Source organism: Lentilitoribacter sp. EG35, assembly GCF_040784015.1.
Taxonomy (GTDB): domain Bacteria; phylum Pseudomonadota; class Alphaproteobacteria; order Rhizobiales; family Rhizobiaceae; genus Lentilitoribacter.
This window is the reverse complement of the sequence record NZ_JBFNGQ010000002.1, coordinates 253022-266187: the sequence shown is the minus strand read 5'-3', so window position 1 is coordinate 266187 and position 13166 is coordinate 253022. Positions and strand designations below refer to the sequence as shown.

At 46.1% G+C, this 13166-nt stretch carries 16 protein-coding genes and 2 riboswitches; of the genes, 5 read left to right on the top strand and 11 right to left on the bottom strand.

Features of this window, described 5'->3' with window-relative positions; all coding sequences use genetic code 11:
* Nucleotides 1–48 precede the first annotated feature (48 nt).
* Both AB2J24_RS05150 and ggt read left to right on the top strand, forming a co-directional pair.
* The gene (locus tag AB2J24_RS05150) at nt 49–660 is read left to right on the top strand and encodes a transglutaminase-like cysteine peptidase (RefSeq protein WP_162654282.1); all 612 of its coding nucleotides are present in this window, start codon (nt 49–51) and stop codon (nt 658–660) included.
* Nucleotides 661–773: 113 nt separating this feature from the next.
* A complete protein-coding gene (ggt, locus tag AB2J24_RS05145) occupies nt 774–2531 on the top strand; it encodes a gamma-glutamyltransferase (RefSeq protein WP_367384687.1) in 1758 nt (585 codons plus the stop codon).
* Between the two features lie 32 nt (nt 2532–2563).
* On the opposite strand, the gene AB2J24_RS05140 is transcribed toward ggt, so the two are convergent.
* The 10 genes from AB2J24_RS05140 to thiD are packed head-to-tail and all read right to left on the bottom strand — an operon-like array spanning nt 2564 to nt 10083.
* Nucleotides 2564–3313 carry an ABC transporter permease gene (locus tag AB2J24_RS05140; protein ID WP_367384686.1) on the bottom strand — a complete coding sequence of 250 codons (750 nt, stop codon included), beginning with the start codon at nt 3311–3313 and terminating at the stop codon, nt 2564–2566.
* The gene (locus tag AB2J24_RS05135) at nt 3310–4038 is read right to left on the bottom strand and encodes an ABC transporter ATP-binding protein (protein WP_367384685.1); all 729 of its coding nucleotides are present in this window, start codon (nt 4036–4038) and stop codon (nt 3310–3312) included. The genes AB2J24_RS05140 and AB2J24_RS05135 overlap by 4 nt, the downstream gene beginning before the upstream one ends.
* A 2-nt stretch (nt 4039–4040) precedes the next feature.
* Entirely contained in the window at nt 4041–4757 is a 717-nt protein-coding gene (gene tenA / locus AB2J24_RS05130; RefSeq protein WP_367384684.1) for a thiaminase II, read from the bottom strand.
* 5 nt (nt 4758–4762) lie between these two features.
* Nucleotides 4763–5722 (bottom strand): ABC transporter substrate-binding protein, encoded by a 960-nt coding sequence (locus tag AB2J24_RS05125; protein WP_367384683.1) that lies wholly within the window; start codon nt 5720–5722, stop codon nt 4763–4765.
* 25 nt (nt 5723–5747) lie between these two features.
* The gene (locus AB2J24_RS05120) at nt 5748–6728 is read right to left on the bottom strand and encodes a HesA/MoeB/ThiF family protein (RefSeq protein WP_367384682.1); all 981 of its coding nucleotides are present in this window, start codon (nt 6726–6728) and stop codon (nt 5748–5750) included.
* Nucleotides 6725–7324 carry a thiamine phosphate synthase gene (locus AB2J24_RS05115; protein ID WP_367384837.1) on the bottom strand — a complete coding sequence of 200 codons (600 nt, stop codon included), beginning with the start codon at nt 7322–7324 and terminating at the stop codon, nt 6725–6727. Before AB2J24_RS05115 ends, AB2J24_RS05120 begins: the two co-directional genes overlap by 4 nt.
* A gap of 11 nt (nt 7325–7335) precedes the next feature.
* Entirely contained in the window at nt 7336–8106 is a 771-nt protein-coding gene (locus AB2J24_RS05110) for a thiazole synthase (protein ID WP_367384681.1), read from the bottom strand.
* A 1-nt stretch (nt 8107) separates the two neighbouring features.
* The gene (gene thiS / locus AB2J24_RS05105; protein ID WP_367384680.1) at nt 8108–8305 is read right to left on the bottom strand and encodes a sulfur carrier protein ThiS; all 198 of its coding nucleotides are present in this window, start codon (nt 8303–8305) and stop codon (nt 8108–8110) included.
* Nucleotides 8289–9296, bottom strand: coding sequence for an FAD-dependent oxidoreductase (locus AB2J24_RS05100; protein WP_367384679.1), 1008 nt, complete (start codon nt 9294–9296; stop codon nt 8289–8291). Before AB2J24_RS05100 ends, thiS begins: the two co-directional genes overlap by 17 nt.
* Nucleotides 9289–10083, bottom strand: coding sequence for a bifunctional hydroxymethylpyrimidine kinase/phosphomethylpyrimidine kinase (gene thiD / locus AB2J24_RS05095; protein WP_162654461.1), 795 nt, complete (start codon nt 10081–10083; stop codon nt 9289–9291). The genes AB2J24_RS05100 and thiD overlap by 8 nt, the downstream gene beginning before the upstream one ends.
* A gap of 72 nt (nt 10084–10155) precedes the next feature.
* A riboswitch (TPP riboswitch) is annotated at nt 10156–10259 on the bottom strand.
* A 107-nt stretch (nt 10260–10366) separates the two neighbouring features.
* Here thiD and AB2J24_RS05090 point away from each other — a divergent pair.
* Together AB2J24_RS05090 and AB2J24_RS05085 are read left to right on the top strand one after the other, a co-directional pair.
* Entirely contained in the window at nt 10367–10990 is a 624-nt protein-coding gene (locus AB2J24_RS05090; protein WP_367384678.1) for a ribonuclease D, read from the top strand.
* A gap of 23 nt (nt 10991–11013) precedes the next feature.
* Nucleotides 11014–11421, top strand: coding sequence for a GNAT family N-acetyltransferase (locus AB2J24_RS05085; protein ID WP_367384677.1), 408 nt, complete (start codon nt 11014–11016; stop codon nt 11419–11421).
* Nucleotides 11422–11423: 2 nt separating this feature from the next.
* Here AB2J24_RS05085 and AB2J24_RS05080 read toward each other — a convergent pair whose 3' ends face one another.
* On the bottom strand, nt 11424–11825 hold the full coding sequence (locus tag AB2J24_RS05080; protein ID WP_367384676.1) for an SRPBCC family protein: 402 nt from the start codon (nt 11823–11825) through the stop codon (nt 11424–11426).
* Between the two features lie 119 nt (nt 11826–11944).
* A riboswitch (FMN riboswitch) is annotated at nt 11945–12094 on the top strand.
* Nucleotides 12095–12176: 82 nt separating this feature from the next.
* On the opposite strand from AB2J24_RS05080, the gene AB2J24_RS05075 reads away from it, so the two are divergent.
* Nucleotides 12177–13097, top strand: coding sequence for a DMT family transporter (locus AB2J24_RS05075; RefSeq protein WP_367384675.1), 921 nt, complete (start codon nt 12177–12179; stop codon nt 13095–13097).
* The last annotated feature ends 69 nt before the right edge of the window (nt 13098–13166 follow it).

Below are 13166 nucleotides of genomic sequence, written 5' to 3'. Positions count from 1 at the left end.
TAAGCCAAAAAACGTTTACTCTTTGTTAACTATTACAAGGGGTGAATTATGCTTCGCAAGAGCGGTGTATTTTTGTGTATTGTTGCATCTGCAGTCGTTGGTTGGACAAGTTCAATTGCCGTAGCCGAACATGCTGGCGTAGCGATGATTACAGGTTCTGTCACATCCCAACCTATCGGTCATTACGAATTTTGTAAGCAGTTTTCCGATGAATGTAGTGTGAGGTCTCCCCGGAAGAATGCCCCGAAAGTGACAGATTATGGCTGGGATATCGTTCGTAAAATCAACAGTCTGGTCAATAACAATGTCGAGCCATTAACTGATTGGGAGCTGCATGGGCAGGAAGAGATGTGGTCTTATCCCGGTCTTGCTGGCGACTGTGAAGATTTTGTTTTGCTCAAGCGACAGATGTTGATTGAAAACGGGTTCTCACCATCGGATCTTTTGATCACCGTAGTTCGTCGCCCAAATGGCGAAGGCCATGCTGTGTTAACGTTGCGAACATCAAAGGGTGACTTTGTTCTTGATAATCTTGCAAGAGATGTCAAAAACTGGAGAGATACACCTTATCAATACCTCAAGCGTCAAGCCTCCTATCATACAGGTCGTTGGGTAAATATTGAGAATAGTTCACCGCTTATTGTCGGTTCTGTGAACTAGCTAGAAGTACCACACATTGTAAAATTTTGTGATGTCAAGCCAGTGTTCTACTAGATTGACTAGTTGATCTGGCTTTGTAAGCTTGCTCCCATATTATGAACGGGAGTAAGTAAATGTTAAAATCAATATCACTATCTCTTCTTTTTGCAACATGTCTGGGGTCGTCAGCTTTTTCGCAGCAGGCAGCTGATGCAATTGCGCCTGAAATTGCCAGCGGCAAAATGGCGAAAGAAGAAGGCAAAGTCGTTACCTCCAAAAAATGGATGATTTCGGCTGCTAATCCACATGCCGTTGAAGCGGGTGCAAAAATTTTGGCGTCCGGTGGCAGTGCAGCAGATGCGATGGTTGCTGCACAGGCTGTGCTCGGCTTGGTCGAGCCACAAAGTTCTGGTCTTGGTGGCGGAGCATTTCTTGTTTGGTTTGACGCTAAAAGTGGGGAGCTGACAACGCTTGATGGACGTGAAACTGCACCAATGGCCGCGACCCCGCGTTTATTTCAAAAAGCAGATGGCGAGCCGCTTAAATTTTGGGATGCTGTTGTCGGTGGCCGTTCTGTTGGTACGCCCGGAACACCTGCTCTCATGGCAAAGGCACATGAGCTTTGGGGCAAATCTGATTGGAATGGATTATTCTCCGATGCTGTTAAGTTAGCGGATGAAGGTTTTGTTGTCTCGCCGCGTCTTGCTGGACTTGTGGCAGGTGATGCTGAACGCCTCAGTAAATTTAAAGCAACAGCCGATTATTTTCTGCCCAGTGGCGTAGCCATCGCAGAAGGAGATATTCTCAAAAATGCCGCCTATGCCGAGACCTTGCGTAATCTTGCTACAAAGGGAGTAGAGAGCTTTTACACTGGTGGCAATGCAAAGGGTATTGTCGACACAGTTCAAAATGTATCGGTAAATCCGGGTGTCTTAGCGCTAGAAGATCTTGCTCTTTATAAAGTCAAGCAACGAGATGCAGTTTGCGCAACCTATCGTGAGCATGATGTTTGTGGAATGGGTCCACCATCTTCGGGTGCATTAACTGTTGGGCAGATATTGGGAATGCTTAATGGTTCCGATCTGAAAAAACTTGGAGCTGATAATCCTGAGAGCTGGCGTTTAATTGGTGACGCCTCACGTTTAGCGTTCTCGGACCGTGGTCGGTATATGGCTGATAGCGATTTTGTACCGATGCCAACAAACGGGTTAGTGGATGCTGGCTATCTTGCAGAGCGAGCGAAATTACTGATGAGTGACAAGGCACTTGAGAGCGTTTCACCAGGGAATCCTCCATTTGATCATGCGTTGCTGTTAGCTGATGATGAAGCTATCGAATTGCCTTCGACATCTCATATTTCAATTGTTGATGGCGAGGGGAATGCACTGTCTATGACAACAACAATTGAAAATGGGTTTGGATCTCGGTTAATGGCACTAGGTGGTTATTTGCTGAATAACGAGTTGACGGATTTCTCGTTTCGTAGCCATAAAGATGGTGTACCAATTGCCAACCGTGTCGAACCAGGTAAGCGACCTCGTTCATCCATGTCGCCGACAATTGTGATGAAAGACGGTAAGCCTGTGCTGGTTGTGGGTTCACCAGGTGGAAGCCGGATTATTGGATATGTAGCGAAAACAATTATCGCACATATGGATTGGGGCATGGATGTTCAGCAGGCGATAAGTCTGCCGCATTTGGTCAATCGTTTCGGAACTTATGATCTGGAAGATGGTACAAAGGCAACTGAGCTTGAGGGTGCATTGACCGATCTTGGTTTTAAAACAAATGTGCGCGCATTAACATCCGGCATTCATGCCATCGCTATCACACCTGACGGTCTTGAAGGCGGAGCCGATCCACGTCGTGAGGGTATTGTTATCGGTGAGTAATTAATCTGATCTGTCCATTCCGCATTTCGTTCTTATGGAATGCGGGATGTTCTATTCTCAGTCATGCGTGTTGCGAGACGGTCAACCGCGCTATGCAAGATAACCGTAAAAATTGCCAATACAAAAAGTGCAGCAAACATCAGATCGATTTTTGCGCGGCCATTGGCAAGTAACATTAAATAGCCCAGACCTTTGGATGCACCGACCCATTCTCCGATTACCGCGCCAATCGGGGCATATACTGCCGCTAATCTTAGTCCTGACCCTAATGACGGTAAAGCTGATGGGAAACGAACGCGCCACATAATACGAGATTTGCTGGCACCCATAACCTTGGCCAAATCCAGATAGGCCTGCGGTGTGCGGGTTAACCCGTCATAAAATGCAGAAGCAACTGGGAAATAGATGATTAAGATCGTCATGAAGATTTTTGACCAAACACCATAACCGAGCCAAAGTGTGAGAATTGGTGCAAGCGCAAACACAGGTACTGCTTGCGAGAATACAAGTATAGGGCGGACGAATGCACGCGCAAAAGGCGATGTAGCGAGATTAATTGCTGTCAAAATACCGAGCGCCGAGCCAAGCGCAAGCCCGACCAGAACTTCGCTGATTGTCACAAGTGCATTCTCGCCAATAACAACTCGGCTCTTCCACATCGTTTCCGCAACAAGGAGCGGACCAGGTAGAATAAACTTTGGCAAGTCAAAAATACTGACTATGATTTGCCAGAGTGTAAGTGCAAGGAGTGTCGCACCTACTGCGTTGAAAACCCTCCTCATGATGGCGTTCCTCTGAGCAGACGATACAGTTGGCCTTGGCAATGAAGCGTTGCCTCATCGTCAATTTCCCGAACCGGATGAGTTGCGGGCACATCAACATTTGTAATGCCTTGTTCAGTGAGCATGTAGATAGCATGGCCTAACCGCGCAGCTTCCGCGGGGTCATGCGTGACGAGCAGAACAGTGCGACCTGCAAGAAGGTTGCCAGCAAGCTCTTGCATTTCACTGCGTGTTTTAGCATCCAGCGCAGAAAATGGCTCATCCAGTAATATGATTGGTCGATCCTCCATTAAGGTTCGTGCCAATGCAATTCGCTGCCGCTCTCCTCCTGACATTTGCGAAGGTTTTTTTGTCAGATGATCACTTAGGCCAACTTTTTCAATGATGGATAGAGCAGCCATTTTATCGGCACCTTCCCCCCGCAACCGAGCGCCGAGCAAAACGTTATCAAGAACAGAAAGCCACGGAAAGAGTTCGCTTCCTTGCGCCATATAGCCTATGCGGTTCTTGAGGCTTTTACCATCAGATGCTCTCACTTCTCCGCTGAAGTCCGCGCCAGTATCAAGGTTGGCTATCAGGCGCAGTATAGTAGATTTACCAACGCCCGATGCGCCAAGCAGGCATGTGGTTTTGCCTGACTGAATATCCACATGCAGGTTTTCAAACAGCACCCGATCACCAATTAGAGCCGTTCCTTTAACAGATATGTTGGGTGCTGTTATCATATCTAAGTGCCATTTGGTTCGGCGATTGGGTTAGCACAAGGGCCACGAAGGCCCATGTTCCAGAAATCGACTTCAAGGCGCGTAGCGATATTAAACTGAGAAATCAGTTTGTTCCAGATCGGCAATTGTGTGTAGTTTTTGCCAAAACGATTGATAACGGCTTGATCTAAAAGTTGGCCAGCATTGATACAGACATCCTGGTAATCTTTGCCGGCATAGGTTTCAATCCAATCCTGATAGGTGTCAGATGTTTTATCATCTGCCAGCATTAGTCCAATCTCACCATACCCAAATACGCAAGGTGCAAGGGTTGCCAAAAGTGACACAAAATCACCTGAGTAACCCGCTTCTAAAACAAAGCGTGTATAAGCAAGGTTTTCGTTAGCCTCGACGGTTTTAAACAATTCATCTTCGGGAATGCCAAGTTTGCCGCATGTCTCGACGTGATACTGCATTTCGCCATTTGCAAGTCCGTTGACGGTGCTTGCGCATGCCTTGATTTCATCCAAACTATTAGCCTTTGCGACAGCCAAAGCCCACGCGCGGGAAAAGTGAATGAGAAATACATAATCCTGTTTGAGATAGTGGTAAAATGATTCTTTTGGTAATGATCCATCACCCAAACCGCGCACAAAAGCATGCCGTGTATAGGCATGCCAGTGTGGTGTTGTTTGTCTCAAAGCCGAGAATACTTCTCCATATTCTTCTAAGTTGGTCATATGAATTACTCAGCTGGTGTTTGAGCTGAGATATCGATTGCAATTTTTGAAACCGAATTGACGGATGGAATAAGTTTTTTCTCATGAAGAAATGTTTCAAAAGCCGCATAGCGAGCTGCATCAAATGCCATTGGACGAAGGGCAAAGCGTGGCATTGTATCAACCCATGCCTTTGCATTTAACTCGTCTTGAAGTTCAGTTGATGTGCCTGAGAAAATCTCCCAGCTTTCATCAGGGTGGTTGACGATAAACTGTGTTGCTTTTTCCGTTGCTTTAAGAAAACGGGCAATCATGTCTTTATCCATTGTGTCAGGATTGGCAACATAGATAAGTTCATCATAAGTTGGCAAACCTTCCTCTTCAACAAAGAAGCATTTGCCTTCAACGCCTTCAATTTCCATCTGGTTGAGTTCGAAGTTGCGATACGCACCGATAACAGCATCAACCTGCTTTGACATAAGCGAAGGTGATAATGACCAGTTTACATTCACGAGTTCAATGTCAGACATTTCAACGCCGTGATTACCAAGAATTGAACCTAAGACTGCTTCTTCAACGCCAGAAACGGAGAAACCAATTTTCTTACCTTTAAGATCAGAGATTTCTTTGATTGGGCCGTCTTTCAAGACAAGCAGACAGTTTAATGGCGTCGCTACAAGCGTACCGACGCGGACAAGCGGTAAGCCTTCATGGATTTGTAGGTGTAGCTGTGGTTGATAGGAAATGGCAAGTTCTGCCTTTCCAGCTGCAACCAGTTTCGGTGGGTCGGACGGGTCGGCTGGTGCAATGATCTCGACATCAAGGCCTTCATCTTTAAAGTAGCCTTTCTCCTGCGCAACAATCACAGGGCCATGGTCAGGATTTACAAACCAATCCAATAATAATGTCATTTTATCTGCTGCAGTTGCAGGCAGTGTTGAGGCAAGGGCAAAAGCGCCCGCAATTAATAGAGATGCTTTACGCATTATATATGATCCTTTCTTGATCAAATTATCCTGTGGCGACGAGCACAATGTCCCCGTTCCATTTTTCTTGAAGTTTTATGGCCGCGCGGTGGGCACGTAACCCACTGCGACAAACAAAGACGGCGCGTTGGTTTTTGTTTGGCATGGTGTTTGCAGGGTTATAGTCTTCAACATCGATGCGTGCTGCGTGTTCTGTGATTGGTATCTCGACCTCATCTTCGCCACGGAGTTCGACGATATGGTCACTGTGACTCAAGTCACATGGCGCTATGAATTTGAGAATAGGGAACGATGGTTCTTCAGCTTCGTCGAAGCGGAAGCTTGAGAAGCGAAAAGATGTTGCATCAAAACGCACAAGTTGCCCCAATGGCGATGGATCAAGTTCAAGAATGCACGATAGTGCCATCTGCGCTTGTAAGCTACCTATTGTGCCAACAATGGGACCAAGTACACCCGCCGTTGCGCAATTCCCTGCTTGATTAGGTAATGATGGGAATAGCGCACGAAGCGAAGGTGCACCTGCACAAAACCCTCCAACATAACCTGATAAGGCAAGAGCTGAGGCAGAAAAAAACGGAATATTATTTGCCAAACAATGATCTGACATAATGTAGCTCACAGCAAAACTATCCGCACAATCAAGTAAGATTGTTGTTCCGTGTGAGAGAGTAGTTATATTACTTGGGTCAAGCGGTGAGACCACGGAGGTAATCTCGATCTCAGAGTTCAGGTCGCTTAAAATTTTTGCCGCGACATCTGCCTTTGGTTGATCAATATATTTCTCCCCATAAAGCGTCTGACGATGAAGATTGGAGAGCGAAACGACATCAGGGTCAACAATGGTAATTTTGCCAACACCAGCACCCGCAAGATATTGCAAAACAGGTACACCCAAGCCCCCTGCGCCAACCACAAGTATATGTGCATCTTGTAATTTCTGCTGGCCGCTCGCGCCGACTTCTGGAAGAATGATCTGGCGGGCATATCTGTCTGTCGCGCTGCTCATCGACTGATGTCCAACCATTGTTTAATGCGGGCTTCGGGGTCTGAGTTCAACGTAATGTCAGTAACGGCAGAAACAATATCTGCCCCAGCATCATATGCTCCTTGTGCGCGTTCAACACTCATGCCGCCGATGGCAACAAGCGGCACATCGCCAACAAGTTTTTTCCATTCTGTTACTCTATCCAAGCCTTGTTCGGTCCATTTCATCTTTTTTAAGATGGTCGGGTAGACGGGCCCAAGTGCGAGATATTCAGGATCAAATGACAATGCGCGCTCAAGCTCGTCATTATCATGTGTCGATAGTCCGAGGCGGATACCTTTGGCTCGGATGGCCTTGATATCCGCATCATCTAAATCTTCCTGCCCAAGATGGATGAAATCGCATTCTTCTTCGATTGCCATTTGCCAATAATCATTGATAATTAATGTGCAGCCGTACTTATCGCATAGCGCTTTGCCCTTGATGATTTCAGCGCGTACTTCAGCTTCTGATCTATCTTTGATGCGAAGCTGCGTAAGTTTAATGCCGAGCGGTAGTAGCCGTTCCAACCATTCAGTGGAATCAAAAATGGGGTAGAAACGGTCCAGTTTTTCGATTTTTGGCGCACTCATAAAAAGGCCTTTCCGATTACAGGAGTTGAGGGTTCGGCCATATCGCGTGGCTCCATTGGGTCTGCATCGAATGCCGCTTTGCCTGCCAAAATCGCGTCTGAAAATGCTTTGGCCATTTGTGCAGGGTCGCCGGCTTTTGCAACAGCTGTGTTGAGCAATATCGCGTCATACCCCAGCTCCATTGCGTGAGCTGCCTGCGAAGGTAAGCCAATGCCCGCATCCACCACCAAAGGCACGTCGGGAAAATGCGCGCGCAACATGCGGAGCCCATGTTCGTTATTTAGCCCAAGGCCTGAGCCAATAGGTGCGCCCCACGGCATGAGAACCTCGCACCCCGCTTCAAGTAGGCGTTCTGCGACGACCATATCTTCGGTGGTGTAAGGGAAAACCTCAAACCCATCTTCGGTCAGAATTTGAGCCGCTTCCACAAGTGCATAAACGTCTGGTTGGAGCGTGTCCGTATGGCCGATAACCTCTAACTTAATCCATTTAGTGTCAAAGATTTCGCGTGCCATATGTGCGGTGGTGACAGCTTCTTTGACCGTGTAGCATCCAGCAGTATTTGGCAGTATAGGAACATCGAGTTCTTTGATCAATTGCCAAAAATTTTGGCCTGCGCGGTCAGCACCACTTTCACGGCGCAGCGAAACAGTGGCAACGCCAGCGCCAGATAATTTGAATGCGTCTGCCAATATTGCAGGTGAAGGATATTGTGCTGTGCCAAGCATCAAAGGGTTTTCAAGCTTAATGCCGTAAAATGTTTTCAACTTACCCACCTTGCATTGGAGCGAGAACTTCAAGACGATCACCTGAATCAAGTTTAGTGTCGCATCGTTTTTTCTCTGGGATGAATTCTTCATTCAGTGCAGTTGCGATTTTTGCGTCCCCATAACCAAGCTCATGTAGGACTTCTGTCAGGTTTTGCGATGAGACGATTTTCTTCTCACCGTTAAGCAAAATGTTCATTTTTCGCCTCGTTTCTTACATTGTCAGAGAATTCTGGTTTTTTGCCATCAAAAAGATATTCAGCAATTTGGCTTGCAATACTTGGCGCTAAAAGATAGCCGTGGCGGTAAAGGCCATTGGCATAGATCACATCGTTGATCTTTCTAATATTCGGCAAATTGTCTGGAAATGCAGGTCGTGCATCAACGCCGATTTCCAAAATTTCAGCTTCACCAAAACTTGGGTGAAGAGCATAGGCTGCGGTTAGCATTTCAAGCATGGATCGAGCAGTGATACGTGTACGTTCACCCGTCTCGATCATGGTTGCGCCGAGCATGTAAACCCCATCGCCACGAGGCACAATATAAAGTGGAATGCGAGGATGAAGAAGACGTATTGGACGTTTCAGATCAAGTTCAGGGCAATGTAGGATCAACATCTCGCCCTTAACACCACGAAGGTCTTTAAGACTGCTTTGGGCTGCAAGTCCGGTGCAATTAATTACCATTGAATTGTTATCAGTTGCAGCTTCAGTTAGTATTTGAACTCCGGCGTTTACCAGGCCGTCGTGTAGTACTGTCAACGCACTCCGTGGAGCAAGGTGAGCTTCATCTTTAAAGTATAACGCTTTGCGATATCGCCCGGCGAGATCTGGCTCAAGTTTAGAAATCGTATCTGCATCAATTTCCTTAAAGGCAGTTGTTTTTCGTCCGAAGCGGTTAAGTTCTTTAATGTCTCGGCCCTGAGCGACAACAAGTGAGCCATTATAGGTGATATCTGCGCCATGCTTTTCCCACCATTCAGCTGCTTTTTGACCAAGGCGAACGACGGGTTCTTCTGCGCTTTCACCTTCACAAAATGGTGCAAGCATGCCTCCAGCCCACCATGAACATGTATGGGGTCCAGGCGCACCGTTGGGATCAATCATAGTGACATTGCCGCCACGAGATATAATCTCTGTGGCAACACAAAGACCAAGAACACCCGCACCTTTGATTGTGACATCAATCATCAAGATTCCAGACATTATGAAAGTGGTGCACAGGTCCATGGCCAGAACCGATACTCAATTGGTTAGCTTCACGAATAGCACCTTGAAGATAGCGATGTGCGCGGCCAACTGCATCTTCAAGCTCTAATCCTAATGCAAGGCCCGCTGCAATTGCCGACGATAATGTGCAGCCAGTGCCGTGCGTATTTTGGGTGTCGATACGCTGGGCATCAAATGAGATGGGTTCAGCGCTAACACCGATCAGCAGGTCGGTACAGATGTCTTCATCCCCATGTCCGCCTTTCATTAAAACAGCTTTGGGGCCAAATTGCATGAGGTCAGAACCCTGGAAAGCCATTTCCATCGGATTTTCAGCTTGCACAGTTTCTAACAATCGAGCAGCTTCCGGAAGGTTCGGTGTGAGCAATGTTGCAAGTGGTAAAAGCTCTTCAATGAGAGCTGAAACCGCTTCATCACGTAGTAAAGCATCTCCGGATTTAGCGACCATCACAGGATCGAGCACAATGGGGATATTTGAGCCCTTTAGTGAGTTTGCGACCGCATGAATAATGTCAGGCGATGACAACATGCCGATTTTAACTGCATCAACATCCAGATCATCTAGCACGGTGTGAATTTGAGCGCTGACCATTGTCGGAGATATATCTTCAACTGCTGTCACGGCTTTTGTATTTTGTGCCGTAATTGCGGTGACCACGCTAGCGCCATAAACACCTTGAGCAGAAAATGTTTTTAAGTCAGCCTGAATACCTGCTCCGCCGCCGCTGTCGGAACCGGCAATCGTCATTGCAATAGCAGTCACAGTTCACCTCTTCGTCTATATGATCCAAGGAAAACCGGCGGTGAAAAGAGGTGGCTTAGAAAAGCAACTACCGTTCCCTCCGCCGGAATTGCCCGGATCAGGTTCGATGGGTTAGCGATTAGCCTCTCAGCCAAGAAAACTTGGCACCCCAACGGTTCGTTTGTTTGGATAGCTTAAGTTAAACACAATTGCAACGGTTCAAAGCGAACCAGTTCTGATTTAAGGTTGGACCAGCGATTATATAAAAGTGATTCTAAAGGATTTGAATATGGCTGAAATTCGGTTGCATAAGGGCGATATCTCAAAGGAGGCCGCGGCGCTTTATACCGGTGATATTGCTGTTGATTCTGAAACACTTGGTTTGATCCCTCGTCGTGATCGCCTTTGTGTGGTGCAACTTTCACCCGGTGATGGATCCGCAGATGTCATTCAAATTGGTAAGGGGCAGAAAGAGGCTCCAAATCTTTGTGCCTTACTGGAAGACCCGAGTAAAACAAAACTCTTTCATTATGGCCGATTTGATATTGCTGTTCTGTATTATACATTTGGCGTTATCAGTGCCCCAGTATTTTGCACCAAGATTGGTTCAAAATTAACACGTACATATACCGATCGCCACGGGCTTAAAGATGTGTGTCGTGAACTGCTCAGCGTGGACCTATCCAAACAACAACAATCCTCAGATTGGGCCGCAGAAACTTTGACCGATGCGCAACTTGCTTATGCTGCATCAGACGTTCTTTATCTTCATCAGCTCAGAGATAAGATGATTGTGAATTTGAAACGCGAAGATCGTGAGAGTTATGCAGAAGAGTGTTTCAAGTTCTTGCCAACTCGTGCAAAACTTGACTTGATGGGATGGGAAGATACCGATATTTTTGCACATAGTTAGGTTTAGAGTTTGGGGGCAAATTAGTGGAGCTTAATTGGAAATACGAGTTTACCTCCGATCTCCACAATTCACTTTTCGAGTTGTATAAGCATGAATGGTGGACCTCCGGCCGACTGCAAAAAGATGTTGTAAAAGCATTTGATAATTCGGATGTTTTTATTGCAGGCTTTACCCCGACGAATGAGTTGGCTGGTTTTGCACGCGTATTATCGGATTTTACATTCAAGGCCTTTATTTTCGATTTAATCGTTAATCCAAATTTTCGTGGGCAGCATGTTGGGAAAAAAATATTAGATCAAATCACGTCACATAAAAAATTAAGTGCAGTTCAAAATTATGAACTTTACTGTCCAGATCATATCGCGCCGTTTTATGAGAAACATGGTTTTGTACGCAGTAAATCCGGTTTATATAGATTGCAAAGGTCCTGAAGTTAGCTGGACGCGTTTTCCAACAGTTCGCGTAGTTCACCAACGTAGCTATCCCATCCTGCATCGTGCATCGCAACGCTTTCTTGTTTTGTAAATTTCTCATGGATCAATTCGATATGCGTACCATTTTCATGGTCGCTAAATTTAACAGCTATTTCTGATGTCTCGCCATCACCATTCCATTCCCAACTATATTGCAAAAATTCATCTTCAACGATTTTAGAAAATCGGCCTTCACACTTTGCCGTAAAGTCAGGAGTTTCCATGAAAAGCTTATAATGGCCTCCAACTCTAGGATCGACGTTCATGCGGGTTGCGGGAGAAATCACGGTCTCGGATGATATCCATGCCGCAAAAACTTGGTTGCGAGGGAACGGTAAATTGTAGCTTTTCTCAATTTTCATAGTTAGTTTTCTCCAACAACTTAATATTATGACTGAAAGACATCATTGTCTATTCGTAGGTCGAAGACTTCTACTGATCAGAATATTCTTGAGTATAGAGCTATTTTATGGTTACGTCTTTCTGTTCTCAGGGCGGGGTGAAATTCCCCACCGGCGGTAATCATTGTTTTATGAAAGCCCGCGAGCGCTTTCCGTTGTAAGCGGAAAGGTCAGCAGATTTGGTGAGATTCCAAAGCCGACGGTTATAGTCCGGATGAAAGAGAGTAAAAAATGAATACATTTCTGTACTTCAGGAGTGTGTCCATTTTTTGTTTGCCTTGAGTCTTGTGCGAAAGATGAAAGGAAAACGCCATGACTCAAAAAATAGTACAATATTTTAAAATTTTAGATACAAATGCTGCGCTTTTTGGTGCGGTTCTGATGGTGGTCGCGGGCCTCGTATTTGCCATTATCAATACACTTCTTCAATCTTTAACGATGCAATTTGGACAGGCTTCGGCATCAGTTGTTTTTTGGCAATATTTGGTAGCGCTGCTATTTAGCATACCTTGGATTTTACGAAAAATATCAGCCGCTAAAACCTCGAACCTATCACTACATATATTGCGCGTGTTTTTTGCAGCCGTAGGTGTGCAATTATGGGTTGTCGGGCTTTCTTATGTGCCGATATGGCAAGCTATTGCGTTGATCATGACAGCGCCATTTTTTGTAACTGCTGGCGCTCACTTGGTTTTAAGGGAGAAAGTGGGATTAGAGCGCTGGTTAGCTGTTGGTTTTGGCTTTTTGGGTGGTATGATTATCTTGTCACCGTGGTCCGATGAATTTGGCATTGAAACATTATACCCACTGGCTGCATCATTCTTCTGGGCGATGTCCAGCTTAACAACCAAACGTTTGGCCTGGGTTGAAAAACCGCAAACGTTGACATTTTATCTGTTGGTTCTGCTGACACCTATTAATGCGATTCTTGCCTTTGAGAGTGGATTTGTGATTTCAGAACCAACGGCGATCTGGATGGTAGTAGTGGCTGGTATACTCACCGCACTTGCCCAATATGCATTGGCGAAAGCCTACACGGTGGCTGATGCAGCTTATCTGCAGCCTTTCGATCACCTCAAGCTTCCAATGAATGTTCTTTTGGGGTGGCTTGTGTTCGGTTTTCTTCCCGTCGGTAGCATGTGGCTTGGGTCGTTAATCATTATCGCAGCATCATCCTACCTGTTAAATGCCGAGATGAAACGCCCAGCAAAGGTTGCCGTAGCAGCTGCTTAACGCGTGCAACAAAAAACCCGCCAGCACATTTGCCAGCGGGTTTTCAATTTCAAACTTGGGAAGTAAGTT

Bases quoted from the DNA above. Each gene is read 5' to 3' on its own strand.
- AB2J24_RS05150 (WP_162654282.1), top strand. From the start codon at position 49: ATGCTTCGCAAGAGCGGTGTATTTTTGTGTATTGTTGCATCTGCAGTC.
- ggt (WP_367384687.1), top strand. From the start codon at position 774: ATGTTAAAATCAATATCACTATCTCTTCTTTTTGCAACATGTCTGGGG.
- AB2J24_RS05140 (WP_367384686.1), bottom strand. From the start codon at position 3,313: ATGAGGAGGGTTTTCAACGCAGTAGGTGCGACACTCCTTGCACTTACA.
- AB2J24_RS05135 (WP_367384685.1), bottom strand. From the start codon at position 4,038: ATGATAACAGCACCCAACATATCTGTTAAAGGAACGGCTCTAATTGGT.
- tenA (WP_367384684.1), bottom strand. From the start codon at position 4,757: ATGACCAACTTAGAAGAATATGGAGAAGTATTCTCGGCTTTGAGACAA.
- AB2J24_RS05125 (WP_367384683.1), bottom strand. From the start codon at position 5,722: ATGCGTAAAGCATCTCTATTAATTGCGGGCGCTTTTGCCCTTGCCTCA.
- AB2J24_RS05120 (WP_367384682.1), bottom strand. From the start codon at position 6,728: ATGAGCAGCGCGACAGACAGATATGCCCGCCAGATCATTCTTCCAGAA.
- thiS (WP_367384680.1), bottom strand. From the start codon at position 8,305: ATGAACATTTTGCTTAACGGTGAGAAGAAAATCGTCTCATCGCAAAAC.
- AB2J24_RS05100 (WP_367384679.1), bottom strand. From the start codon at position 9,296: ATGATTGATGTCACAATCAAAGGTGCGGGTGTTCTTGGTCTTTGTGTT.
- thiD (WP_162654461.1), bottom strand. From the start codon at position 10,083: ATGACGATTGCCGGTTCCGACAGCGGCGGCGGAGCAGGTATTCAGGCT.
- AB2J24_RS05090 (WP_367384678.1), top strand. From the start codon at position 10,367: ATGGCTGAAATTCGGTTGCATAAGGGCGATATCTCAAAGGAGGCCGCG.
- AB2J24_RS05080 (WP_367384676.1), bottom strand. From the start codon at position 11,825: ATGAAAATTGAGAAAAGCTACAATTTACCGTTCCCTCGCAACCAAGTT.
- AB2J24_RS05075 (WP_367384675.1), top strand. From the start codon at position 12,177: ATGACTCAAAAAATAGTACAATATTTTAAAATTTTAGATACAAATGCT.